22 protein-coding genes are annotated in these 25,080 nt (G+C 63.2%); 11 read left to right on the top strand and 11 right to left on the bottom strand.

What is annotated here, in order from left to right:
* Positions 1–227 precede the first annotated feature (227 nt).
* Both NKH02_RS05525 and NKH02_RS05520 read left to right on the top strand, forming a co-directional pair.
* Positions 228–1,238, top strand: coding sequence for a fatty acid desaturase (locus NKH02_RS05525; protein ID WP_352876984.1), 1,011 nt, complete (start codon positions 228–230; stop codon positions 1,236–1,238).
* Positions 1,239–1,321: 83 nt separating this feature from the next.
* Positions 1,322–2,149 (top strand): phosphate/phosphite/phosphonate ABC transporter substrate-binding protein, encoded by an 828-nt coding sequence (locus NKH02_RS05520; protein ID WP_352876982.1) that lies wholly within the window; start codon positions 1,322–1,324, stop codon positions 2,147–2,149.
* On the opposite strand, the gene NKH02_RS05515 is transcribed toward NKH02_RS05520, so the two are convergent.
* The 3 genes from NKH02_RS05515 to NKH02_RS05505 form a co-directional block, all read right to left on the bottom strand.
* Complete coding sequence (locus NKH02_RS05515; protein WP_352876981.1) at positions 2,114–3,469, bottom strand: M24 family metallopeptidase; 1,356 nt, start codon at positions 3,467–3,469, stop codon at positions 2,114–2,116. The two genes, NKH02_RS05520 and NKH02_RS05515, sit on opposite strands and share 36 nt — an antisense overlap.
* A gap of 9 nt (positions 3,470–3,478) precedes the next feature.
* On the bottom strand, positions 3,479–6,061 hold the full coding sequence (locus NKH02_RS05510; RefSeq protein WP_352876979.1) for a GcvT family protein: 2,583 nt from the start codon (positions 6,059–6,061) through the stop codon (positions 3,479–3,481).
* A gap of 74 nt (positions 6,062–6,135) precedes the next feature.
* Positions 6,136–7,713, bottom strand: a complete 1,578-nt coding sequence (locus NKH02_RS05505; protein WP_352876977.1) for a trimethylamine methyltransferase family protein — start codon at positions 7,711–7,713, stop codon at positions 6,136–6,138.
* 212 nt (positions 7,714–7,925) lie between these two features.
* Here NKH02_RS05505 and NKH02_RS05500 point away from each other — a divergent pair, with 212 nt between their 5' ends.
* From NKH02_RS05500 to NKH02_RS05475, 6 genes are all read left to right on the top strand, one after another.
* Positions 7,926–8,213, top strand: a complete 288-nt coding sequence (locus NKH02_RS05500; protein WP_352876975.1) for a hypothetical protein — start codon at positions 7,926–7,928, stop codon at positions 8,211–8,213.
* Between the two features lie 154 nt (positions 8,214–8,367).
* On the top strand, positions 8,368–9,537 hold the full coding sequence (locus NKH02_RS05495) for an MFS transporter (RefSeq protein WP_352876972.1): 1,170 nt from the start codon (positions 8,368–8,370) through the stop codon (positions 9,535–9,537).
* Positions 9,538–9,607: 70 nt separating this feature from the next.
* Positions 9,608–11,677, top strand: coding sequence for a prolyl oligopeptidase family serine peptidase (locus tag NKH02_RS05490; protein WP_352876970.1), 2,070 nt, complete (start codon positions 9,608–9,610; stop codon positions 11,675–11,677).
* A gap of 247 nt (positions 11,678–11,924) precedes the next feature.
* Positions 11,925–13,304, top strand: coding sequence for an aspartate aminotransferase family protein (locus NKH02_RS05485; protein ID WP_352876967.1), 1,380 nt, complete (start codon positions 11,925–11,927; stop codon positions 13,302–13,304).
* A gap of 142 nt (positions 13,305–13,446) precedes the next feature.
* Entirely contained in the window at positions 13,447–13,812 is a 366-nt protein-coding gene (locus NKH02_RS05480; protein WP_352867538.1) for a hypothetical protein, read from the top strand.
* Positions 13,813–13,894: 82 nt separating this feature from the next.
* Positions 13,895–14,539 (top strand): cytochrome c oxidase assembly factor Coa1 family protein, encoded by a 645-nt coding sequence (locus NKH02_RS05475; protein ID WP_352876965.1) that lies wholly within the window; start codon positions 13,895–13,897, stop codon positions 14,537–14,539.
* A 304-nt stretch (positions 14,540–14,843) separates the two neighbouring features.
* Here NKH02_RS05475 and mmsB read toward each other — a convergent pair whose 3' ends face one another.
* The 3 genes from mmsB to NKH02_RS05460 all read right to left on the bottom strand — a co-directional run bounded on the left by mmsB (position 14,844) and on the right by NKH02_RS05460 (position 17,390).
* The gene (gene mmsB, locus NKH02_RS05470) at positions 14,844–15,728 is read right to left on the bottom strand and encodes a 3-hydroxyisobutyrate dehydrogenase (protein WP_352876963.1); all 885 of its coding nucleotides are present in this window, start codon (positions 15,726–15,728) and stop codon (positions 14,844–14,846) included.
* Positions 15,729–15,815: 87 nt separating this feature from the next.
* Positions 15,816–16,184, bottom strand: a complete 369-nt coding sequence (locus tag NKH02_RS05465) for a four helix bundle protein (RefSeq protein ID WP_352867543.1) — start codon at positions 16,182–16,184, stop codon at positions 15,816–15,818.
* A 36-nt stretch (positions 16,185–16,220) separates the two neighbouring features.
* Complete coding sequence (locus NKH02_RS05460; RefSeq protein WP_352876961.1) at positions 16,221–17,390, bottom strand: isobutyryl-CoA dehydrogenase; 1,170 nt, start codon at positions 17,388–17,390, stop codon at positions 16,221–16,223.
* Between the two features lie 159 nt (positions 17,391–17,549).
* Between NKH02_RS05460 and NKH02_RS05455 the strand changes: the two genes are divergently transcribed.
* Positions 17,550–18,164, top strand: coding sequence for a dimethylsulfonioproprionate lyase family protein (locus NKH02_RS05455; RefSeq protein ID WP_352876958.1), 615 nt, complete (start codon positions 17,550–17,552; stop codon positions 18,162–18,164).
* Entirely contained in the window at positions 18,164–19,639 is a 1,476-nt protein-coding gene (locus tag NKH02_RS05450; protein WP_352876956.1) for a cobyric acid synthase, read from the top strand. The genes NKH02_RS05455 and NKH02_RS05450 overlap by 1 nt, the downstream gene beginning before the upstream one ends.
* Before the next feature lie 239 nt (positions 19,640–19,878).
* Here NKH02_RS05450 and NKH02_RS05445 read toward each other — a convergent pair whose 3' ends face one another.
* Positions 19,879–20,049 (bottom strand): hypothetical protein, encoded by a 171-nt coding sequence (locus NKH02_RS05445; protein ID WP_023757712.1) that lies wholly within the window; start codon positions 20,047–20,049, stop codon positions 19,879–19,881.
* Between the two features lie 53 nt (positions 20,050–20,102).
* Positions 20,103–20,888 (bottom strand): TSUP family transporter, encoded by a 786-nt coding sequence (locus NKH02_RS05440; RefSeq protein WP_352876953.1) that lies wholly within the window; start codon positions 20,886–20,888, stop codon positions 20,103–20,105.
* Between the two features lie 116 nt (positions 20,889–21,004).
* Here NKH02_RS05440 and NKH02_RS05435 point away from each other — a divergent pair, with 116 nt between their 5' ends.
* Positions 21,005–21,436 carry a TerB family tellurite resistance protein gene (locus NKH02_RS05435; protein ID WP_352867686.1) on the top strand — a complete coding sequence of 144 codons (432 nt, stop codon included), beginning with the start codon at positions 21,005–21,007 and terminating at the stop codon, positions 21,434–21,436.
* A gap of 16 nt (positions 21,437–21,452) precedes the next feature.
* On the opposite strand, the gene NKH02_RS05430 is transcribed toward NKH02_RS05435, so the two are convergent.
* From NKH02_RS05430 to NKH02_RS05420, 3 genes are read right to left on the bottom strand one after another with little or no spacing between them, the layout of a single operon-like run.
* Positions 21,453–23,075 carry an ABC transporter ATP-binding protein gene (locus tag NKH02_RS05430; RefSeq protein ID WP_352876950.1) on the bottom strand — a complete coding sequence of 541 codons (1,623 nt, stop codon included), beginning with the start codon at positions 23,073–23,075 and terminating at the stop codon, positions 21,453–21,455.
* On the bottom strand, positions 23,072–23,941 hold the full coding sequence (locus tag NKH02_RS05425; protein WP_352867554.1) for an ABC transporter permease: 870 nt from the start codon (positions 23,939–23,941) through the stop codon (positions 23,072–23,074). The genes NKH02_RS05430 and NKH02_RS05425 overlap by 4 nt, the downstream gene beginning before the upstream one ends.
* Positions 23,938–24,885, bottom strand: a complete 948-nt coding sequence (locus tag NKH02_RS05420; RefSeq protein WP_352876948.1) for an ABC transporter permease — start codon at positions 24,883–24,885, stop codon at positions 23,938–23,940. The genes NKH02_RS05425 and NKH02_RS05420 overlap by 4 nt, the downstream gene beginning before the upstream one ends.
* Between the last annotated feature and the right edge of the window lie 195 nt (positions 24,886–25,080).

The following is a 25,080-nucleotide window of genomic DNA, read 5'->3' as shown; positions in this document are numbered from 1 at the left end:
CGGCACTCCGGTCCGATTGAGGAAAAATTTGCGCTGAAGCGCCTTCACGCGGTCCTCAGGCGTAAATAAATCCCTAAGTCTGTTTACAATGTATAACATGTGCGGTCAAAAATGCGCAATCGCAACAGTTTGTGCACTTTGTCTCGTTGAGAGGAATCAATTCTCCTGACACAATGCTGTCAGGAACCAATTGGGGCTCCGGCGACTGAGGGGCAGTGGTCGATAGCATGACGAGCAAGAGCATCAGGCGACACAGAGTACCGGCCATCGAGTGGCCGACCGTGGTACTCGCCTTCTTCTGTTACGCAACTTGGCTCGCCACCGGTTTCCTGCTCTGGCCATCCTACCCCATCCTGGCGCTTGCCGTCCTCGCCTTCACCGCCGCGCTGCAATCCTCGATCATGCACGAAGCGCTGCACGGACATCCGACGCGCAACGCGCGGGTCAACGAAGCCTTCGTCTTCCTGCCGATCGGCCTGGTCTGGCCGTTCCGCCGCTTCAAGACAATCCATATGCGCCACCACGCCGACGAGCGGTTGACCGATCCGCTGGACGATCCGGAAAGCTATTACCAGGCGCTGTGGCAGCATGACGAGCTGCCGCCGACGATGAAATTCGTGCTCAAGATCAACAACACCATGGCCGGCCGGTTCGTGCTCGGCCCCTGGCTGTCCTGCATCGGCTTCTTCATCGACGACGCCAAGCAGATGATCGCCGGCGACAAGGCGATCCGCAAGGCCTGGCTGTTGCATGCGATCGGCCTTGCCATCGTGGTGCCGATCGTCCAATTCGGCTTCGGCATCCCGCTGTGGCTTTACATTCTGGTGCCGGTCTGGCTCGGCCAGTCGCTGATCTCGATCCGCACTTTCGCCGAGCATCAATGGTCGGAACATCCGGAAGGCCGCACGGTAATCGTCGAGCGCTCGCCGCTGTCGTTCCTGTTCCTCAACAACAATCTGCACTTCGTCCATCACAAGACCCCGACGGTGGCCTGGTACAAGCTGCCCAAGCTGTTTCGTGACCGCCGTGAGGAATGGCTGCGGATGAACAATGGCTATGCCTATCCGAACTATTTCGCGCTGATCAAAGCCTATGCGTTCAAGGCGAAGGAGCCGGTCGTGCACCCGGTGCTGCGGCGCCAAGCGGAGCCCGGCAGGGCGTTCAAGCCACGCGTCAGGGCGCGCAGCATCAGCGGGCTTGGCAGTGCGCCGGTTCCCGCGGAGCCGCCCAAGGAATGAGTTTTTGTGGCAGGCAGGTGCTGCGTGCTAGACTGGCTGCGGTCGGTTCCCTTCAATCCCGGGCATAGCGGTCGGATTCCGACATGAGCGAATTGGTTGCGGCGTTGCCGATGTATGACTGGCCTGAAGTGCGCGATGACGTCGACGCGCAATGGGCGCTGCTGCGCGATGCCTTCCGGCAAAAGGGTATCGACGCGCCGCAAACCATCGCGCGCCGCAATGGTGACCTGCCGCCGGTGCCGGGCGGCATTCACGATGCCCAGGGAAAACTGATTGCATCCGATCGGGCGACATTGTCGCCGGACGAACTCGACTTTCTCAAATTGTGGCTGCATCCGGCGCTGCTGTTCGCGCAGACCTGCTGGGGGCCGATGGAACTAGGCCTGTCCAGGCATGTGCAAGTGGTCGGCCAGCCGAGCTACGACGCCTATGAAGGCGGGCAGGGTGAGCTCTATTCCAGTGCCATCGTTATGCTGGCGGATGGCGCGCCGTCGGTTGCCTCGCCAGATGACGGCAGCCCGCTGATCCCGCTCGATCGCATCCGTGGCAGGCGCTTCACCTTCAACAGTCTCGATTCCATGTCCGGCCTGATCGGTCTGACGCGCGACCTGGAGGCAATGGGTGAGAGCCTTGACCTCTTTGCCTCGCGCAGCGAAAGCGGCGGGCACCGTTCCTCGATCGTCGCGATTGCCGAGGGCAAGGCCGATGTCGCGGCCATCGACTGCGAGAGCTGGGTGCTGGCGCAGCGCTTCGAGCCGGCAGCTCGGAAAGTAAGGGTCGTTGGCTGGACGGGACGGCGCAAGGGCCTGCCTTACATCACCGCCGCAACGACGCCGGAAAAGACGGCAGCCGCGCTACGCGAGGTCCTTGCCGGCCTAGCCGAGCAGCCGCTCGTCAAACGGGTAGTTTGAAAGCTGCTCGTTGCCGGCCGCGGTGATCAGGATCTGTTCCTCGATCTTGACGCCTTCGCGCCCGCCAAGCCTGCCGATGTAACTTTCCACACACAGCACCATTCCAGGTTCCAGCACGCCGTCCGGCGTATCTGATGCCCAGTCGCTGGCATGCGGCAAGGTCGGGTATTCGTCGGCCAGGCCGACGCCGTGATAGAGCACGCCATAGCGTGTCGCGAAGCAGTCACCCGGCGGCACCGCCGAACGTTGGACGAGGTCCCGGAACGAGATGCCCGGTTGCATCAGTGCCGTGTTGTGCTCGATCTGGTCGGCGGCGATGCGGAACAACTCGCGCTGCTCGTCAGACGGTTTTGCGTCGCCGCACAGCCAGGTGCGCGACAGGTCGGCGCAGAAGCCGTAGGGGCCGATCAGGTCTGTGTCGAAGGCGACGAGGTCACCGGCCTCGATCTTTCGAGACGAGCATTCCTGGAACCATGGATTGGTGCGCGGCCCTGACGTCAGCAGCCGGGTCTCGATCCATTCGCCGCCGCGCGCGATATTGCCGCGATGCAGTTCGGCCCATAGCTCATTTTCGGAAATGCCGGGCGTCAGGGCCTGTTCCATCTCGCCCATCGCTGATTCGCACGCGACGATGGCGCGGCGCATGGCGAGGATTTCGTCCGGCGACTTGATCAGCCGCGCATTCTCCATCACCGCTTCGCCATTGCCGATCGAAACACCAAGGCGTGCCAGTTCCTCGACGCCTTCAGGGTTGATGTGATCGACGGCGATGCGGCTGTTTCCGCCGCCATGTTCCCTGACCAGATCGGCGATGCCGGTGGCCCAGCGGCGGACCTTTTGCTCCGTAAGCTCGCCGCTATAGAGATACATCCACGACACCGCCGGCCGCACCTCGTCGACGACGCCGGAATGATCGGACAGGTGTTCGCAGGAGAAATAGTCGAACAGTATCACCGGCCCGTCGGTGGCGACGAAGCAATGCCGGGTCGGATTGTGCGCCACCCACAGCTGCATGTTGGTGCTGTCGGTGGCGTAGCGGATGTTGACGGGGTCGTAGAGCAGGGCGCCGGCATAGCCGCGGCGCTTCAGCTCGGCGCGGATACGGTCCAGCCGGTATTGGCGCATGGCCGGCAGGTTGGGAGCGGCAATGCCCGCCGCGGCCCATTCGGCTTCCGCCTGCGCGCCATAGCCCAGAACATGCTGGTTGAGCGAAGCCGCCTTCTGGCGGGAGGCGTCGCGCAGCGCCTCGATCGAGCCCGGCTCGAACGGCATGATCTTGCGATGCCGGCCAAAGCTGCCCTTTGGCCCCGCGCTGTCCATGGTCGAACCTCAGGTCCGCATCTTCTCGCCGCTCGGATCGAATGGTGCTTCGACATTGATGCGGGCCGGACGCCGGTGTCCGAGGATCTCGATCTCGAACAGTCCGGCACTTTCGTCCTCGGCAAGTGCTGCTGGTACATAGCCTTGCGCCATCGACTTCTGCACATAGTGGGCATAGCCGCCCGACGTAACCCAGCCGACCACGCGCCAGTCGCCGTCGACGATGCCGCGTACGGCCGAAGCGCCTTCGGCGGCCTTGGAGCCGCGTATCTCCTTGCCGCCCGTGTCGAAGCGCGGCGCGCCATAGCCATGCGGCTTTTCAACCGTGCCGTAGTCCTTGCTGACCTTGGCCCAGATCGGCTCGTCGCCCATGACGTCGGCATCGGCTGCATCGACGATGAAGGAGACGCGGCGCAGTTTCGGTCCCTCGGCGTGCTCCTTGGCGGCAGCCTCTCGGCCGATGAAATCGTTCTTCTCGAGCTTGATGAAGCGGTCCATCGCGCCTTCGAACGGCCCGTAGATCGGCCGCAGCTCGCGGAACCAGGTCGGGAAGTTCTTTTCCAGGCGCATGGAGAGCAGAGCGCGCATACCAAAATCGACGAGACCGAATTCCTCGCCGGCGTCCTTGATCGCCTGGTAGACCAGGCGCTGATAGGCAGGCGCCATCCAGATCTCGTAGCCGAGGTCGCCCGTGTAGGTGATGCGGTTGACGAGACAAGGCGCGCCGCCGACCGCCATTTCGCGGAAATCCATGAAGCGGAAGGCTTTTGTCGAGATGTCGACATCGACCAGCTTTTGCAGCAGGTCACGCGATTTCGGTCCGGCGATCGAAAGGCCGACCAATGTCTGGTCGAAGCGGTGGATGCGCACCGATCCATCCTTCGGCAGATGTTTTTCGAACCAGCGCATGTGGCATTTCTGCGCGGCCGACGAACCCCAGATCATGAAGCGGTCTTCTCCACCCCTGGGGGCGGCCTTGGCGATGGTGAAGTCGCCGATCAGCTTGCCGAATTCGTTGAGCATCGGCGTCAGCACGATGCGGCCGGTCTTCGGCATGCGGTTGGTCATCAACCGGTTGAGGAAATCCTCAGCCGCTAGCCCAGACACTTCGTATTTGGCGAAGTTGGCGATCTCGGTGACACCGACGCGCTCCCGCGTGGCGCGCACTTCCTCGCCGATCGGCCCAAAATCGTTGGAGCGATGGAAGGAGACGATATCCCTGGGCTCCTTGCCTTTCGGTGCGAACCACAGCGGTGTCTCAAGGCCCCAGGAGTCGCCCATGACGGCGTTGTTGGCTAGCATGGTGTCGTAGAGCGGCGTCGTCTGTGCGGGGCGCGCCGCCGGCAGTTCCTCATTGGGGAAGCGGATGGAGAAGCGCCGCGAATAGTTTTCACGCACCTTGGCGTTGGTGTAGCGCAGGCCGGCCCATTCGCCGAAGCGGGTGACATCCATGCCCCAGACGTCGAAGCCGGGATCGCCATGCACCATCCAGTTCGACAAAGCGAGGCCGACGCCGCCGCCCTGGCTGAAGCCGGCCATGACGGCGCAGGCGCACCAGAAATTGGTCAGGCCCTGCACCGGGCCGACCAGCGGGTTGCCGTCGAGCGCGAAGGTGAAGGGGCCGTTGATGATCTGCTTGATGCCGGCCTTCTCGATGCCGGGGAAATGCTTGAAACCGATTTCCAGCGACGGCGCGATGCGGTCGAGGTCCGGCGGCAGCAGTTCGTGGCCGAAATCCCACGGCGTGTTGATCGGCGACCACGGCTTGCAGGCCTTTTCATAGGTGCCGAGCAGGATGCCGTTGCGCTCCTGGCGGGTGTAGATCTCGCCCTTGAAGTCGAGCACGCCGATCATTTCGCGCCCGGTCGATTTGTTGAATTCCTCGACCTCCGGCATCGGCTCGGTCAGGAGATACATATGCTCCATGGCCAGCACCGGCAGTTCGACGCCGACCATGCGGCCGATCTCGCGCGCCCACAGGCCGCCGCAGTTGACGACATGCTCGGCCTTCACCGTGCCTTGCTCGGTGACGACGTTCCAGGTGCCGTCGACCTCCTGCGTCAGCTCGACGACGCGGTTGCGCAGCACGATCTCGGCCCCGAGCTTCTTCGCCGCCTTGGAGTAGGCAATGGTCGTGCCGGACGGATCGAGATGGCCTTCGACCGGATCCCACATGGCACCGACGAAATTGGTCTCGTCCATCAGCGGGAACATCGCCTTGGCTTCGGACGGGGTGATCAGCTCGGTGTCCATGCCAAGATAGCGGCCCTTGGCGTGGGCAAGGCGCAGGAAATCCATTCGTTCCGGCGTATCGGCCATCATCACGCCGCCGGTCAGGTGAAGCGAGCAGGATTGGCCTGATATTTCCTCGATCTCCTTGTAGAGCTGCACCGTATAGGCCTGCAGCTTGGCGACATTGGGGTCGCCGTTCAGCGTGTGGAAGCCGCCGGCCGCGTGCCAGGACGAGCCGGAGGTTAGCTCCGAGCGCTCGATTAGTATGATGTCGGTCCAGCCGGCCTTGGCCAGGTGATAGAGAACCGAGCAGCCAACGACACCGCCGCCGATGACAACCGCTTTTACGTGAGATTTCATGTAGATAGGTCCGTTTTTGCGTAAATTGAATCGGGTGTATGAAGGGCGGCGTGGCGACGCTTATTGTTTGACAATCAAAAATCGGTCGGCGCGCCGCCCTCGGACCGGCGCTTGGCGACGAAGGCATTGAGTTCCTCGCGGATGGCCGGGTCCATATAGGGCTCTTCGTAGGACGCAAGCCGTTCCTTCCAGACTTTGTTGGCCTTTTCGAGCGCTGTCGGCGAGCCGGCTTCCGCCCAGGTCTCGTAATTGCGCCAGTCGGACAGGATCGGCGAGTAGAAGGCGGTCTTGTAGCGGTCCTGCGTGTGCTGGGTGCCGAAGAAATGGCCGCCAGGGCCGACGGACTGGATGGCGTCGAAGCCGAGCGCCTCCTCGGAAAGGTCGAGCGGGGTCAGGAATTCGGCCACCATCTGCAGCAGGTCGATGTCCAGAATGGTCTTCTCGTAGGAGCAGCGCAGGCCCCCTTCGAGCCAGCCGGCGGCGTGCATCATCAGATTCCCGCCGCCCTGGATGGCGCCCCACAGCGAGAACACGCTTTCGTAGGCCGCCTGCGCGTCGACCGTGTTGGCGGCGCAGGTGTTGGAGGTGCGGTAGGGTATGTTGTAGCGGCGGGCAAGCTGGCCACCAACGAGCTGCGCCTTCATGTATTCCGGCGTGCCGAAGGCCGGTGAACCGGACTTCATGTCGACATTGGAGGTGAAGCCGCCATAGCCGACGGGCGCGCCCTTGCGCACCATCTGCGCGAAGGCGATGCCGGCAAGTGCTTCGGCGTTCTGCTGCACCAGCGCGCCGGCGATGGTGACCGGCGCCATGGCACCCGATAGGGTAAACGGCGTCACGACCACGACCTGGCCCTTGCTCGACATCTGGATGATGCCTTCCATCATCGGCACATCGAGCTTGAGCGGCGAATTGGTGTTGATGATGGTGAAAACGGACGGCTCTTCGAGCAGCTGCTCGTGGCTGATGCCGCGCGCGATCCTGGCGATCTCGATGCCGTCGACATTGCGCTCCTTGCCGAGCGAATAGATGTGGAACACCTTGTCGGTGAGCACGCTGAGATCGCGGATGCATTCGAGATGGCGGACGGATGGATGGATATCGGTCGGCTCGACCGGATAGCCGCCCGTGCAGTTCAGGATATTGTGCATCTGCGCGAGCTTGAGGAAATTGCGGTAGTCCTGCTGATTGCCAGGCCGGCGGCCACGATCGATGTCGGAGCAATTGGGCGCCGACGCCATCATCGAGATGATCACATTGTTGCCGCCGAAGCGCACATTGTGTGCCGGGTTCCGGGCATGGATAGTGAACTCCGACGGGCAATGCGACACCAGTTCCAGGATCATGTCGCTGTCGAAGCGCACCCGCTCGCTGCCATCGCGCACGTCGGCGCCATGCGCTTTCATGATGCGGCGGGCTTCGTCATGCAGCACGTCGACGCCGATTTCCCGCAGCACGCGCAACGAAGCGAGGTGGATCGATTCCAGCTCGTCGTCGGAGACCAGCCTGGTCGGCGTCAGCGGGTTTTTCAGCTGGCGGAAAGCCGGCTGCTCGAACGCGGCCGAGCCGCCGGCGCGCTTTCCGGCGCGGCCACCGCGACGGGCGCGATCGGTGGCCAATGCCGGTTCTGCTGGTTGTAGGGCGGCGGTCATGGTGGTCCTCGTACGATGCGATAGCGGGCGGCATAATGGACCGGCGGCTGTCCAGCCATTGCGGAGGCGGCGACCACTAGGGCGAGGGAAGCGACATACCGGAACGGCAGTTGCGCGGCCCCGATTGCATTGCCCCGTTGGCGCAAGCGGATTTCGCTGGCCGGCCTTTCTTGTCGCTGACGCCGGCTTTACGCTCTGTGCGGTGATCCTGCATGCCGTCTCATCAAAGCTCACCCGTTTCGAGGATGACGGCCAGCGGCCTTATCGGGTTTGCCAAGCTGGCGCCGGCGCTGCTGCTTGCCGTGCTGATCTCGGCCGCGGTCCAGCAGAGCACCTATGCGCTGATCCCGGTCTTCGGCGCCAGTTACGGTCTGGCGGAAGCCGTACTGGCCTCGCTGATGATGGCGCTTTCGCTGGGCAACATCCCGCTGCAGATCCCGCTCGGCCTTTCCACTCGGACTGCCGGTCGTTACCGCTGGTCCTCGACGCGGTGCTGGTGATGTTCGCGCTGTATCGCTCGTCCGTGCGCCGAGCCTCCTGACAGGCCGAGCCTCCTGACAGGCATTGTCTGGAGCAAGCAGTTTTCTCCCCCCAGGGGACTTACCACCAGATGACGTAGTCGCTAATCCTGCAGCCCCGATAGCGGTGCGCACAATGAACCTGGCGGAATCGAACGACGAGACGATGCAGTGGGCGGCGATCACGGGGGTGATCGCGACCGTCTCGGTGTTCGCTATCGCGCAGGGGCTGTCCTATCCGCTGCTGAGCTTCATCCTGCAGCGCCAGGGCGTCTCTCCGGCGATGATCGGTCTGTCGGCGGCGATGACGCCGATCGGCTTCATCGTGTCGTCGCCGCTGATCCCGGCGCTGGCGCGGCGGTTCGGGGCAGGGCGCACGGCGCTCATTTGTGCTGCTCTGTCGGCAATCGTGCTGGCGCTGATCGGCTGGACGCAGAATGTCTATCTCTGGTTTCCGCTGCGCTTCCTGATCGGCGTGGTGACCAATCCGCTCTATGTGCTGAGCGAGATCTGGGTGATCGCGCTGGCGCCGCCGACGCGGCGCGGCCGCGTCATGGGCGTTTATTCGACGATCATCTCGGCCGGTTTCGCGGCCGGGCCGCTGTGCTTGCTTGCCGTCGGCACGGAAGGCTGGCCGCCCTTCCTCGTCGGCATTTTCGCCTTCGTGCTGTGCGGCATCTGCCTGGCCTCGGTGCTGCAGCGCCTGCCAAAGGTCGACGAGGCCGGGAACCAGGTTTCGGTGCTTGGCTTCGTGCCGCTGGCCTGGCTGCTTTTGTTTGCCGTCATCGTGGCCGCCGGCTTTGAACAGGGGGCGCTGGCCTTGCTGCCGGTCTATGGCACCCATCACGGCATCACTGAAACCCGCATGTCGGCGCTGCTGTCAGTGATGATTGCCGGCAACATCGCCATGCAGGTGCCGCTTGGCCTGCTGGCGGAAAGGCTTTCCGCGCGCCTGGTGCGGCTTGTCTGTGTTGCCTTGACGGTGCTCGGCTGCGCGCTTTTGCCGCCGCTCATCGAGACGCCGCTGGTCTGGCCGATGATCTTCGTCTGGGGTGCTGTTTCCTACGGCATCTACACGATGTCGATCATCGAGCTCGGCGAGCGCTTCACAGGCTCGACACTGGTCGCCGGCAATGCAGCGTTCTCCTTGATGTGGGGCGTCGGCGGCATCGCCGTGCCGCCGCTGGCGGGCGGCGCCATGGATATTCTGGGCGCCGGCGGGCTGCCGATCACGCTCGGCCTGATGTGCCTGGCGCTGGCGATCGCGAGCCTGGCTGGCCGGCGGAAAGCCTCAATCGTGCGTTGAACATATTGAATATCGGACATGGCATATCGATGTTGGCAATGCCAAAAGCGACGCGTTTATCGGAGACCTCATGACCAAGCCCATCCAAAAACCAAGATCCGCCACCGAGACCAACGATCCCTTCCTCTGGCTGGAGGACAGGACAGCCACGCAGTCGCTCGACTGGGTGCATCGCCAGAACGAGGTCACGGTTGGCGAGCTGCAGGGTGATCCATCCTATCAGGCGTCGTTCCAGACCGCGCTCGACCTGATGACGGCCGAGGACAACATCGCGGTCGGCGCCGCACTCAAAGGCCATGTCTACAATTTTTGGCAGGACAAGACCAATGTACTCGGCCTCTGGCGCCGCACGACGGTCGCGTCCTACAAGACCGAGAAGCCCGACTGGGAAACGATCATCGACTTCGACCAGCTTGCGGCGAAGGAGGGGATCAAATGGGTGTTCAGCGGCGCCAGCCGGCTCTATCCGGACTTCAATCGCTGCCTTGTCTCGATGTCGCCCGATGGCGGGGACGCCAGCGAGATGCGCGAGTTCGACATCGAAACCAAATCCTTCGTAGAAGATGGGTTCCGCGCGCCCGCATCCAAGTCGGGTTTCAGCTGGCTGGACAAGGACACGGTCATCGTTTCGGCGGCGTTCGAGGAGGCCGACAAGACTGAGTCCGGTTATCCGCGCGTGGTCAAGCTCTGGAAGCGCGGCACGAAGCTCGAAGACGCGACACCGATCTTCGAGGCGCAGAAAGAGGATCTGGCCGTTGGCGCAGCTGTCGAGTTCGACGGCGACAAGCGCTATTTGATCCTGGCCCGGACGCTGAATTTCTTCGCTTCGCACATCTTCCTCCGGCTGCCTTCCGGTGAAAACAGACGTCTGCCTTTGCCGGACGACATGACCGACACCGCGATCTTCAGGGATCAGCTCGTCTTCGGCTTGCGCAGCCCGTGGACGGCGCCCGACGGCACGTTGTGCAAGCCTGACGGCCTCTATTCGCTGGATCTGGCGCACTGGGTCAAGACCGACGCGCTCGGCCCGGTGGAGACTTTGTTCGAGCCGGCGTATCGCGTTTCCATCGCCGGCATTGCCCGCACGCAGGACCGGCTGTTCATCAACCTGATGGACAATGTGCGCGGCAAGGTCGTCGTCTGCGAGCGGACCGATCGAGGCTGGTCGCTGAAACCGGTCGCGTTGCCCGAAAACGGCAATGTCGGCATCAGCCATGCCGAACAGTTCGGCTCGAGCGTTTCCTTCTCCTTCACCGATTTCCTGACGCCGAGCTCGATCATCTGGTCGGACGACAATGGCGAGACGCTGGCCACCGTGAAATCGCAGCCGGCGCGTTTCGATGCCTCGCCGCTGATCTCGGAACAGTTCGAGGCGCGCTCGAAGGACGGCACGATGATCCCCTATTTCGTCGTCAGGCGGCGCGACCAGAAGGGTCCGGTGCCGACGCTGCTCTATGGCTATGGCGGTTTCGAAGTGCCGCTGCTGCCGGGCTATGCCGGCGTGCGCGGCAGGCTGTGGCTGGAGAAGGGCAACGCCTATGTGCAGGCCTGCATCCGCGGCGGCGGCGAGTTCGGCCCGGCCTGGCATCAGGCAGCGCTCAAGGGCAATCGCCAGAATGGCTTCGACGATTTCGCCGCGGTTGCGCAGGATGTCGTTCGACGTGGGATTGCGACAGCAGCCTCGCTCGGCATCCAGGGCGGTTCGAATGGCGGCTTGCTGACCGGCGTTTCCTTGACGCAGCGCCCCGAGCTTTTCGGTGCCGTCATCATCGAGGTGCCGCTCCTCGACATGCTGCGCTACACCGAATTGCCGCCCGGTGCCTCCTGGATGGCCGAGTATGGCGACCCGTCGAAACCGGAAGACGCGAAGTGGCTTTCCGCCTATTCGCCCTACCAGCATGTCGATGCCGGTGCCGCCTATCCGCCGGTTCTGCTGACCACCTCGACCGCCGATGACCGGGTCCATCCCGGCCATGCGCGCAAGATGGCCGCGCGTCTGCAGGAAGCCGGTCATGCCAAGACGATGTTCTTCGAGGAGACAGAAGGCGGTCATGGCGGCCGCGGCGACCGCCGGCCGCAGGCGGCGCAGACCGCGATGAAATATGTGTTTCTACAAAGGGCGTTGAGCGGCGAAGCCTGACCTCTTTCCATGGCGCCGCCTGAGCAAAGGAGTGGTTCACCTCGACCGCCCTTTGCTCTAAGGTGTCTGCCATGGCTCTTGCTAGGCTATCAGCTCGTGCATTCCGGATCGCGGTGACACCGTCATCGCGCACGCTGCGCGCCGAGCTTTTGCGGCTGTGTGCCCGCATCGGTTATTCGCCACCTGCTTTCCTCTAACGCATTCGCCCGGCTTGGGCCGGATAGAATCCAGAGGAAAGATCACATCCATGACCTATCAGAATTATTCGCTGAAGCAGCTTCAGCAGATCGACGCCGCGCATCATCTTCACCCGTTCACCGACCACAAGGAACTGCGCGAGGCCGGCTCGCGCATCATCACCCGCGCCAACGGACCATTCATCTACGATTCCGAAGGGGCTGAAATCCTCGACGGCATGGCCGGGCTGTGGTGCGTCAACGTCGGCTATGGCCGTGACGAGCTGGCCGAGGCCGCCTATGTCCAGATGAAGGAATTGCCTTACTACAACTCCTTCTTCAAATGCTCGACGCCGACGCCCGTGCTGCTGTCCAAGAAGCTGGCGGAGATCGCACCGAAGAACGTCAGCCAGGTGTTCTACGGCTCCTCCGGCTCGGAAGCCAACGACACGGCGCTGCGCCTTGTCCGCCACTATTGGGTGCTGGAAGGCAGGCCGGAGAAGAACCGCATCATTTCGCGCAAGATGGCCTATCACGGCTCGACCGTTGCCGGCACCTCGCTCGGCGGCATGGATCCCATGCACAAGCAGCTCGGCGGCGCGGTGCCCAACATCGTCCATGTCATGATGCCCTATGCCTATGAGCTGGCGCTGCCTGGCGAGAGCGATCATGATTTCGGCCTGCGCGCGGCCGGGGCTATCGAGGACGCGATCCTCGAAGCCGGTGCTGACAAGGTTGCCGCCTTCATCGGCGAACCGGTCATGGGAGCGGGCGGCGTGAAGATACCGCCGGCCAGCTACTGGCCGGAGGTACAGCGCATCTGCCGCAAATACGATGTCCTTCTGATGCTGGACGAGGTCATCACGGGCTATGGCCGCACCGGCGAGTGGTTCGCCGCGCAGACGCTCGGCATCGAGCCGGACACGATCACCACGGCCAAGGCGCTGACCTCGGGCTATCAGCCGCTGTCGGCATTGCTGGTCGGCGACCGTATCGCCTCGACGCTGGTCGAGAAGGGCGGCGAGTTCAATCACGGCTACACCTATTCCGGCCACCCGGTGGCCTGCGCAGTGGCGCTGAAGAACCTCGAGATCATCGAGCGGGAAGGGCTGGTCGACCGTGTCCGGAACGATACCGGCCCCTATTTCGCAAAGGCGTTGCAGGAGCGCGTTGCCGGGCATGATCTCGTCGGCGAGGTGCGTTCGATCGGGCTGATGGGGGCGATCGAGATCGTCAAGGACAAGGCGACCAAGGAGCGCTTCCTGCCGGCGGGAAGTGCGGCGGTGACCGTGCGCGACCATGCGATCGCGAACGGCATGATGCTGCGCGCCACCGGCGACACGATGATCCTGTCGCCGCCGCTGATCTGGACCCGCGATACGATCGATATGGCTTGCGAGCGCATCTCGAAGGCGCTGGATCTGGCGCAAGCCGATCTGCGCAAGCGGTAGGGCTCGAGCCCCGACCGGGCGTTCCTCGGCGGGAGCGCCCGGCCTCGACAACTTGATCAAGCGATAAGGGAACGAATTTCCATCCCCAGCGCGTAATGTGTGGGGCAGCGGCTGATTCGGCCGCGACAAGGGGTTTGTTTTCATGAGAAAGACCGGCAACAGCCGACGGACGCAAGACGCGGCCAGCATCGGCGGTGACCTGATGCTGGCGCCTCTGGTGGCGATGATGCGGCTGCCGTTGATGGCGATGGATGGCGGGAGCAGCCAGCCATGGAATACGGAGACGGCGCGTGCGGTGAACGAGAAGACCGTTGCGATGGCCGAAGGCGCGTTCGCGGCGCAAATGTCTTTCCTGCAGTCGGCATCGCGGTTCTGGCCGGAGATATATTCCGGTCGCACCCCATCTCTGTTCAACGGCGTTGCGGCGGAACGCTCGATCAGCGCCGCGCTGAAGCCGGCGAGCCGTGCCGTGAAGGCGAACTTTCGCCGGCTGTCCGACAAGACCTGACTGACGTTGCAGAACTTTGATTTTGCGCATCAAGCAGCGCATGCGCTAGAACCAGTCGGTACAGGTACCGATGGGGGACACGATGGCCGGACAACCGCTCAACCATCCAGCTGAAATTCCAGCCGAACTCGACCGCTGGAACTGGGGCGCCTTCTTCCTCAACTGGATCTGGGGCATCGGCAACAGCACGTTCATCGCGCTGCTGGCGCTGATCCCATTGGTCAACATCATCATGATCATCGTGCTGGGCGCGCGCGGCAGTCGCTGGGCCTGGCGGAACCGCGCGTGGCGCGACGCGGAACAGTTTCGCAAGACGCAACGCAACTGGGCGATCGCCGGCCTTGTCGTGTGGGTGGTCGGGATCGGCGGCTGTGCGACGATGGTCGGCAGCATCCCCTACGTCCTGAAAGGCAGCGATGCCTATCACATGACGATGGACAGGCTCCGCGCCGACGACCGCGTCAAGGCCGCCCTCGGTGATGATGTGACCGACAGTTTCTGGGTCGGCGGCCATCTTAATGTGAATGCGAATGGGGCTGGTGACGCCCAGTTCAGCATTCCGGTCCACGGCGTCAAGGGCAAGGGCACCGCCTACTCAACCGCTGTCCGCACTGCCGGCACGTGGGGCCTGCGCCTGCTGGTCGTCAGGCTCGAGGGAGCCGATGCACCGATCGTGCTGATCAACGAAGATCATGTCCCGATCCCGAATGCGGCAATCGGAATATAAAACCAGACTGCGCGGATAAACCGGCGGAAACGCAAAAACCGCGCTCCATCGGGAACGCGGCTTTGCCAGATACGCATGGCGCTTCGCTACTCAAACACTTTGCGAAACCTACAGGCACTTGTCGAAACTTACGGGCTCCGGTACGCGAGACCTGATCCGGAGCGCCGGGCGGATGCGATATGTCCGCCTCGAAATCCGTTTTATAGGGACATCGTTACCGCAGAGTTATCGAGAGCTTAAGCAAATCTAAATTTACATTCTTTCTGCAGAAAGAAGTCGGAAAAAAACGTGCCAAATCCGTTGGTTACGCTGAGTTGCCGCGCAGAAAATTAATTATGCCGGAGAAATCGGCGCCGCCATGTCCCTGGGCGTTGAACAAGGCATACAACTGGGCTGCTTCGGCGCCGAGTGGCGTCACCGCGCCGGCGCTTTGCGCGGCTTCCTGGGACAATTTCAGGTCTTTCAGCATCAGTGCGGCTGCAAATCCTGGGTTGTAGTCCCTGTTGGCGGGCGAAGTCGGCACCGGGCCGGGCACCGGGCAATAGGTGGTCAGGGACCAGCATTGCCCCGACGAGGTCGAGGCGACGTCGAACAGTGCTTGATGCGAGAGGCCGAGCTTTTCCGCCAGAACGAAGGCTTCGGCGACACCGATCATCGAGATGCCGAGGATCATGTTGTTGCAGATCTTTGCCGCCTGGCCGGCACCGTCGCCGCCGCAATGGACGATGCGGCCGGCCATCGGCTTGAGGACCCGCTCGGCGGCGGCGAAGGCATCGCCGGCGCCTCCGGCCATGAAGGTCAGCGTGCCGGCCGCGGCACCCCCGGTGCCGCCCGAGACGGGCGCATCGATGGACAGCAGGCCGTGTTTGGCGGCAATGGCGTGCGCCTTGCGCGCCGATTCGACGTCGATGGTCGAGGAGTCGATGAACAACGCGCCTTTTTTCGCCTTGGGCGCTATGTCCTCATAGACCGACAGCACGTGCTTGCCGGCCGGCAGCATGGTGATCACCACATTGGCGCCCTTCACCGCGGCCGGTGCGTTGGCCATGACGACGACGCCATGCTCGCGCGCGACGGTCAAATTCTCCGGCATCAGGTCGAAGCCATGCACTTGATGCCCAGCCTTGACCAGATTGGCGGCCATTGGATTGCCCATGTTGCCGAGGCCGATAAAGGCGATGGTGGTCATAGTGGTGCTCCGAGATTGGCAGTAGACAGTAGGCAGTAGGCAGTAGGCAGTAGGCAGTAGGCAGTAGGCAGTAGGCAGTAGGGCTGTCTATTCCGGCGTAAGTCTGACAATGAGTTGGCGAAGCATTTTGCCGATGCCCTCGGTGGATGTCAGCAAATGATTAGCTTGATCATGCGTGGCAAGCCCAATGCGTTCGGCGAGCTGGAGATGTGTCTCGAACTCCTTCAGCGAGCCTTGGGCTATCCGGAGAAACTGCTGATAAGAGCCTCTATTGTCTCGACCATAACCTTCGGCGATGTTTGCAGGGATAGAGGTCGCTGAACGGCGGATTTGGCTGGTCAGCCCATACAACTCCTCTTTTGGCCATGTCTTGCTCAAGGAATAGGTGGCGACAGCCAGATCCATCGCCTGCTGCCATACGATAAGATCCTTGTACGAATTGATCTTGCCGGTCATCTCGCTGCCTACTGCCTACTGCCTACTGCCTACTGCCTACTGCCTTCCAATTAATGCCCGCGCGATGATGACGCGCATGATCTCGTTGGTGCCTTCGAGGATCTGGTGCACCCGCAGGTCCCGCACCAGCTTCTCGATGCCGTAGTCGTGCAGGTAGCCGTAACCGCCGAGCAGTTGCAGCGCGTCGTTGGCGACATTGAAACCGGTGTCGGTGACGAAACGCTTGGCCATCGCCGACCATTTGCCGGCATCCGGCGCCTTGTGGTCCAGTTTCGAGGCGGCGGCATAAAGGAAAATACGTGCCGCCTGCAGCTCCGTCTCCATGTCGGCCAACTTGAACTGCAAAGCCTGGAACTGGTTGATCTTCGAGCCGAAAGCCTTGCGCTCGGAGGTGTAGGCGAGCGCCTTGTCGAGCGCCGACTGCGCGCCGCCAAGCGAACAGGCGGCAATGTTCAACCGGCCGCCATCGAGCCCGGCCATGGCGATGCCGAAGCCGGCGCCTTCGCCGGACAGCAGATTTTCCGCCGGCACCTTGCAATCCTCGAAGATGACCTGGCGGGTCGACTGCATGTGCCAGCCCATCTTGTGCTCGTTGGCGCCGAAGGAGAGGCCTGGTGCATCTTTCGGCACGACGATGGTGGAAATGCCTTTCGGCCCCTCCGTGCCGGTGCGCACCATGACGGCGTAGACATCGCTGTCGCCGGCGCCCGAGATGAACTGCTTGGTGCCGTTGAGGACATAGTCGCCGCCGCTCTTCACCGCGCGTGTCTTGAGCGCCGCGGCATCGGAGCCGGAGCCGGGCTCGGTCAGGCAGTAGCTCGCCAGCCATTCCATCGAGGTGAGCTTCGGCAGGAAGCGCTGGCGCTGTTCGTCATTGCCGAAACGGTCGATCATCGACGCCACCATGTTGTGGATCGAGATGAAGGACGAAAAAGCCGGATCGGCATGCGACAGCGCCTCAAAAATCAGCACGGCATCGAGCCGGCCAAGTGCCGAACCGCCGACATCGTCCCTGATATAGATGCCGCCGAGCCCGAGAGGTCCGGTCTCGCGGATCACGTCGGCCGGGAAATGCTTGTTGCGGTCCCAGTCGAGCGCATTCGGTGCGACGCGGTCGGCGGCGAAGGCCTGCGCCATCTCCTGAATGGCACGCTGCTCTTCATTGAGTTCGAATTGGCTGGTGCTCGCATCGACCGCGGCGTCCATGGCGTGCTCCCTATGTGCTGGCCAGCTGCTACCTCGCTGGCCTGTCGTTTTTGGCTTTGCGCGCGCACCAATCTAGACCAATGATGCCGCCGCGCAACCCGACCCCATCAACCCGCCATTGGGGAGCGGCTGTGCACCAATGCATGTCCGGAGCAAGATGTGACGACAAAATTCGATGAACTGCTGGGACGCTTCCGCGCCTATCTCGCTTCCGTGGATAGCGCTCTGGTGCGCGATACCGTGGCGCGCATCGCCTGGGAGATGCCCGCCCGCACGCTGGAGCCGCATCCGCTTGCCTGCCTGCGCCATCTCGATCGTGCCGCCGAACTGGCGCCGCCGGATGCCAAGCCGCTGGTGCAATTGCTTGCCGAGCGTCGATTTGATTTCCGCTGGGGGCAGACCTACAGCGAGGCGGATTTCGGAGCGGAGTTCATCGACAATTACGGCTGGCTGGAAGTGTTCGGCACGCGTGGCCACTTCGCCAATGACGAGGTCGCCGCCGGCCTGCTGATCCTGGGGCCCGATATCGTCTATCCCGACCACCATCACGTCGCCGAGGAAATCTACATTCCGCTGACCGGCGGCGCCGAATGGCGGATGGGCGAGAGCGGATTTTGCATGCGTACGGCGGGCGAGGTGGTCCACCACGCTTCCAACGTCAATCACGCCATGCGCACCGGCAAGGAGCCGTTGCTGGCGCTCTACATCTGGCGCGGCGGGCCGCTGGCGCAGAAGTCCAATATCATCGGAACCGTGGCGCAGGGCAGGGGCTGATGGCCAGGGCGATCATGCTGCAAGGCACGGGCTCGGATGTCGGCAAGACGGTGCTGGTCGCCGGCCTGTGCCGCGCGGCAAAAAAGCGTGGGCTGAAGGTGCGGCCGTTCAAGCCGCAAAACATGTCGAACAATGCCGCCGTCGCCGACATTCCGGGTGACGACAATGCCGGCGGCGGCGAGATCGGCCGCGCGCAATGGCTGCAGGCGATCGCTTGCGGCGTCGCTCCTTCGGTCCATATGAACCCGGTGCTGCTCAAGCCGCAGACCGATGTCGGCGCGCAGGTCATCGTGCAGGGTAAGGTGTTCGGCGAAGCGCGGGCGCGCGACTACCAGGCGCTGAAGGGCCGGCTGATGGACGCGGTGCTGGACTCCTGGGGCAAGGTCGGCGAGGGCGCCGATCTCGTCATCGTCGAGGGCGCCGGCTCGCCGGCCGAGATCAACCTTCGCAGCCGCGACATCGCCAATATGGGCTTTGCCATGCGCGCCGATGTGCCGGTAGTGCTGGTCGGCGACATCGATCGCGGCGGCGTCATCGCGTCGGTTGCCGGCACGCATCTGATCCTTCCGGAAGAGGACCGGCGCATGATCGTCGGCTATCTCATCAACAAGTTTCGCGGTGACGTTTCGCTGTTCGACGACGGTATCAGGTCGATCGAGAAATTCACGGGATGGCGCTGTTTTGGCGTCGTGCCGTGGCTCAAGGCAGCGGCACGGCTGCCTTCGGAGGATTCGGTCGTGCTGGAACGTCTGGCGTCCGGCGAGACCCGCGCGCTGAAGGTGGCCGTGCCGATGCTTGGCCGCATCGCCAATTTCGACGATCTCGACCCGCTCAAGGCCGAACCGCAGGTCGAGGTGGTGTTCGTGCCGCCGGGAAGACCGCTGCCCGCCGATGCCGGGCTGGTGGTCATTCCAGGCTCCAAGTCGACGATCGGCGATCTCCTGAAGTTCCGCGAGAACGGTTGGGATCGCGACCTTCTTGCCCATCGCAAGCGCGGCGGCCATGTCGTCGGCATTTGCGGCGGCTTCCAGATGCTCGGCCGTACCGTGCGGGATCCCGACGGCATCGAAGGCAGCGTCACCGAGGCCGAAGGGCTCAGCTTGCTCGACATCGAAACGGTGATGGAACCGGAGAAGACGGTGCGCAATGTCAGTGCCCGCTCGGTACAATTCGACCTGCCGCTCGAAGGCTACGAAATCCATCTCGGCCGCACCACCGGTTCGGATACGCTACGGCCGTCCGCAGTCATCAATGGCATCGAGGACGGGGCTGTTTCCGCCGACGGCAAGGTGATGGGCACGTATATGCACGGGCTGTTTGGCGCGGATGCCTTTCGCGGGAAATTCCTCGAAAGCCTCGGCATAAAGGGCGGCGGCATCGACTATCGCGCCGAGGTCGAGCGGGCCTTGGACGAGGTCGCGGCCGAGTTGGAGACCCATCTCGACTGCGACGCGATCTTTGCGCTGGCGCGTTAGATCCGCCCATCACTTCGTCATTCACGGGCGGAGCAAAGAGGGTGGCGACGCGGCGCAGACCCGATGTTCCATGCCGCGACTTCAAAGCGTTGCTGCGCTACAGAATTCTGCTCCGCTGCACTGCGCGGGAACCGCCCGGGGACGGATCGGTCCTGCTCTTGCTGGGGGTTGCATCTCTACTGGAATCAAAAGCGCCCGGCTTTGGCCGGGCGCTCTCGTCCCCACTTCAAGGGAATATGTCAGGCGCCGCGCATCAAGCAGCCGCCGGCAAGCACGATGAAAGCGATAAGCACAATCCACACCGATGCGAGTGGAATAAACGCAAGAATGCCAAGCGCGGCGAGAACGCCGATGATGGCGATTACAACTGAAATGATAAAAACGATCTGGGTAGGTGCGCTAAGATTCATGTCTGGCTCCTCGCAACATGATTCGAACAGTGACAGTCTATCAGTGCACGTGATCACACACCAATCATGGCACGCAGCGGGTTCGCCGGATCGGCCAGCAGCTTCACCGCCAGTGCGAGGCACACGATCACCAGCAGCGGCTTGATCAGTCTTGCGCCGATGCGCATGGCCAGGCTGGCGCCGACGCGGGCGCCGAGGAACTGGGCAATGCCCATCATCAGGCCGATCTTCCAATAGACGACGCCGACCGCGGCGAAGACGATGAAGCCGCCGATGTTGGAGGTGAAGTTGAGCAGTTTGGTGTGCGCCGTCGCCTTGAGCACGCCGTAGCCGGCAAGTGCCACGAAGGCCAGCATGTAGAAGGAGCCGGCGCCTGGTCCGAACAGCCCGTCGTAGAAGCCAATGGCGGGCACCAGGGTCAGTCCGAACAGGAACGGTGACAGGCGCTCGGCACGATCGACATCGTTCATGTTGGGCTTGAACGCGAAGTAGAGCGCGATGGCGATCAGCACGATGGGCAAGGCAGCCCGCAGAATGTCACCGGGCACGATCGTTGCCAGCAAGGCACCGATGGCGCTCCCGACAAGGGCCAAAAGCGCCGACGGCAATTGCCGGCGCAGGTCGACATGACCCTTCGACGCGTAGTGGATGGTCGCCGAACCCGAGCCGAACATGCCTTGCAATTTGTTGGTGGCGAGCGCCTGGACCGGTGTGAAGCCGGCAAGCAGCAGCGCCGGCACGGTGATCAGCCCGCCGCCGCCGGCGATCGAATCGACAAAGCCCGCGGCAAAGGCGGCGAAGGCGAGCATGGCGACGGTCTGGATGCTAAGCTCGATCATGTGATGTATGGAGGTGTCCGGCCGGCTGAAATATCAGGCGTTCGACCACGACCGCCCTGTTTGCGCAAGACCGATTCCGCGCTACCTCTATGAAGAGGAATTGGAAAGGGACCATGATGGCGTTCGCATTGCTGGACCAGATACGTCAGATCTTCGATGGCGACCCGGGCGTGCGCAAGGTGGCGGACGATCCAGTCCTGTCGGCGGAACTGCTGATGCTGTTTCGCATGATCCTGGCCGACGGGTCGGTCAGCGAGAGCGAGATGGTTGCTTTCCGGCGCATCTGCAAGGACGCCTTCGGCATTGCCGAAACCAGCATCGACGCCGTCATCGAATATCTCAACGAGTTCGGCTACGAGACCAATGGCTCGCAGGCGATTGCACTGTTTCGCGATCTCGACATCGAGCGGCGCAAGCAATTGGCCCGCCATATGGCTGAGATCGCCAAGGCGGATTCGCAGCTGGCCGAGAGCGAGGTGCGCCTGCTGCGTCGCACGCTCGACCTGCTCGATATCAGCCCGGTCGATGCGGTGAAGCCGGAAGAGTAGGGGCGAGCCGGCCGCTCTAACCCTGTTCCTGCATTCGCCGAGCGATAGCCCGGTGCAGATCAGGAGCGGCACTGACAAGCGCCTTGGCCGCCTCGGACTGCGGGTGATCGAGCACCTCGTTCGTCTTGCCGCGCTCGACGATCTTGCCGTCATGCATGACCAGCACCTCGTCCGTGATGGCGCGGGCGACGGTCAGGTCGTGGGTGATGAAGAGATAGGCGATGCCGAGCTTCTGGTTGAGCTCGGCGAACAGGTCGAGGATCTGGGCGCGGATCGAGACATCGAGCGCCGAGACCGGCTCGTCGGCGACGACCAGTTTCGGGCGGGTGATTATGGCGCGGGCGATCGATAGGCGCTGACGCTGGCCGCCGGAAAACTCATGCGGGTATTTGTCCATGTCGCGCTGGTCGAGCCCGACTTCGTGCAGCGCATGCGCCACCATTTCGCGGCGCTCGGCGCGCGTCGGCTTCTTGTCCTGTACATGCAATGGTTCCGCGACCAGCTTTTCGACCTTCTGACGCGGGTCGAAGGAGCCATAGGGATCCTGGAAGACAACCTGCATGTTACGCCGGGCCGGCTTCAGCTCTGTCTCGCCTTTACCGGTGATGGTCTCGCCGCGAAACCGGATCGTGCCCGAGCTTGGCCGGTCCAGTGCCAGGATCATCCGGGCGAGTGTTGACTTGCCGCAGCCGGAGCGGCCGACCAACGCCACCGATTGACCCGGCGCCATCGACAAGGACACATCGTCGACGGCGCGGATACCAGGCGCGCGCCTGAACAGCGAGGTGCGCCGGCCGGCATAGTCGCGGGTCACGCCCTCGACCTGGAGCAAAGGTCGGCCCGTCTCGATACCATGCGGCCTAGCGCGCGCCGGAACATGCATCGAGGCCTGCGCCAGCTGCCGTGTGTAGGGGTGAAGCTGTTCGGACAGCGTGCGGGCCGTGTCGCCGGTTTCCATGACCTCGCCGCGGCGCAGGATGGTGATGCGGTCGGCCATCTCAGTCACCACGGCAAGGTCGTGCGAGATCAGCAGCAGCCCCATGCGGCTTTCAGCGACGAGGTCGCGCAGGAGGTCGAGTATCTGCGCCTGCAGCACCACGTCGAGCGCCGTGGTCGGCTCGTCGGCGATCAGTAGCTTCGGCTTCAGCGCGCAGGCGATGGCGATGACAACGCGCTGGCGCTGGCCGCCCGACAGTTCGTGCGGATAGCGCGACATTGGGAATTTCGCTTGCGGCAAGCCGACCCGGTCGAGCATTTTTCGTGCCCGGTCTTCGGCCTCGGCGCGGCTTGCCTTGGTGTGCCAGCGAATGCCTTCCGCGACCTGTTCGCCGATGGTCTTGACCGGATTGAGTGCCGTCATCGGCTCCTGGAACACCATGCCGATGTCGTCGCCGCGCAGCGCGCACATCTGGTCCTCGGTTGCCGCGAGGAGGTCGATGCCGTCGAACGAGACGCGTCCGGTGGCGCGCGCGGCATGGGGCAGAAGCTGCATCACCGTCAGCGCGGTCATCGACTTGCCCGAACCGGATTCGCCGACCAGCCCCATCACCTCGCCGGGCGCGACGGAAAGTTCCATGCCCTTGAGGATCGGTGTGTCGCCGATGGTCAGCGACAGGTTCTCGATGTCGAGCAGACTCATCGCTGCCGCCGCGATTTCGGATCGAGGATGTCGGCGATGCCGTCGCCCAGGAGGTTCAGCCCCAGCACGGTGACAACGATCGCCATGCCGGGAAAGATTGCCATCCATGGCGCCACCACCATGCGGGTCTGTGCGTCGAACAACATGCGGCCCCAGCTCGGCATTGGCGGCTGGGCGCCCAGGCCCAGGTAGGAAAGCCCGGCCTCCGCCAGGATGCCCAGCGCGAACTGGATGGTGCCTTGCACCAGGAGCAGCGTGGCGATGTTGGGCAGCACATGTTCGATTGATATCTGCGTGCTGCTCTTGCCGGCGGCGCGCGCGGCAAGAATGAACTCGCGCGGCCATATCGCCAGCGCGCCGGCACGGGCGACACGGGCAAAGACCGGGATGTTGAAGATGCCGATGGCGATGATGGCGTTGACGGCGCCCGGCCCGAAGATGGCGGTTATCATGATCGCCGACAGCAGCGCCGGGAAGGCGAAGACGAGATCGTTCAGCCGCATCAGCGCCTCGTCGACGAGGCCGCCGCGTGCCGCGGCAAAGGCGCCGAGCGGTACGCCGACCCCCATGCCGATGCCGACAGCGACCAACGCCACGGCAATCGAATTGCGGGCGCCGACCATGACCATCGACAGGATGTCGCGACCGAAATGGTCGGTGCCGAACCAGTGCGCCAGCGAGGGTGCCTGTGTCTTATCCGATATCACCAGCTTCGTGACGTCGTAGGGCGTCCAGCCATAGGAGACGATGGCCATTGCCAGGATCAGCAAGGTGATGACGAAACCGGCAACGAAGGCGGTATTCCTGAATGCCTTGGCCAGGATGCTGCCGAGCGTCTCCTCGGGGATGTCGATATGGAGCGTCATTGCCGGCTTCTCAGGCGCGGATCGACGACCGCATAGGAAAGGTCGACGAGGAGGTTGACGGCAATGACGGCGGCGACCAGCAGCATGACGACGCTTTCGACGACGATCAGGTCGCGCTGGGTGATTGCCTGGAATACCAGCCGGCCGAGGCCGGGCAGGTAAAAGACATTCTCGATGATGATGGTGCCGGCAAGCAGGAAGGCGAATTGCAGGCCCAGGATGGTCAGCACGGGGATCATGGCGTTGCGCAGCGCGTGTCGCCACAAGACGGCGCGATAGGGCAAGCCCTTGGCGCGGGCGGTGCGGACATAATCCTCGTTCAGCACCTCGATCAGCGCCGAGCGGGTGACGCGCGCCAGGATGGCGGCTTGCGGCAAGGCGAGAGCGACTGCCGGCAGTAGTAGCGATTTCAGCGCCAGCCAGATGCCGGCACTCCAGCCGGGAAAGCCGCCGGCCGGAACCAGCCGCAGCCAGACGGCGAAGACATAGATCAGCATCAGCGCGAACCAAAAATTCGGCACGGCGACGCCAAGCTGGGCGGCGCCCATGGAAATCGTATCACCGGCGCGTCCACGCCGGCTGGCGGAAAACAGGCCGACGGGAATGGCGATCATGGTGGAGAGCGCAAGCGCAATCAGCGCCAGCGGCAGCGAGACGGCAAGCCGCTCGCGCACCAGATCGATGACCGGCACCGAATAGGTGTAGGAGCGTCCGAAATCGAGACTGAGCAGGCCGCCGACCCAGTGGAGATAGCGCAAGGCCAGCGGCGCGTTGAGGCCCATCTGGTTGCGCAGCAATTCGACCTGATCGGCACTGGCGTTCATGCCCAGCATCAGCCGCGCCGGATCGCCGGGCAGTATCTCCAGCACGGCGAACACCACCATGGAAGCCAGCAACAGTGTGGCGAGCGCAATGGCGAGGCGCTTGAGGAGGTAGGCGGTCATGGAAGGGGGGGGACCGCTGTGCGATCGGGGGTAGAGACCAGGTGACGATAGCGTTCTACGGCGCCCCCCTCTGTCCTGCCGGACATCTCCCCCTCTAGGGGGGAGATTGGCAATTTCAGTGTTGGCGCAACAAATGCATCGTTGATGATTGGCGAAAGCAGCGACGAGAGCAAAATCTCCCCCCTAGAGGGGGAG

Source organism: Mesorhizobium sp. M1396 (genome assembly GCF_040317725.1).
Classification (GTDB): domain Bacteria; phylum Pseudomonadota; class Alphaproteobacteria; order Rhizobiales; family Rhizobiaceae; genus Mesorhizobium.
Note: the sequence above shows the minus strand (reverse complement) of the source record. Positions and strands in the feature narration are given on the sequence as shown.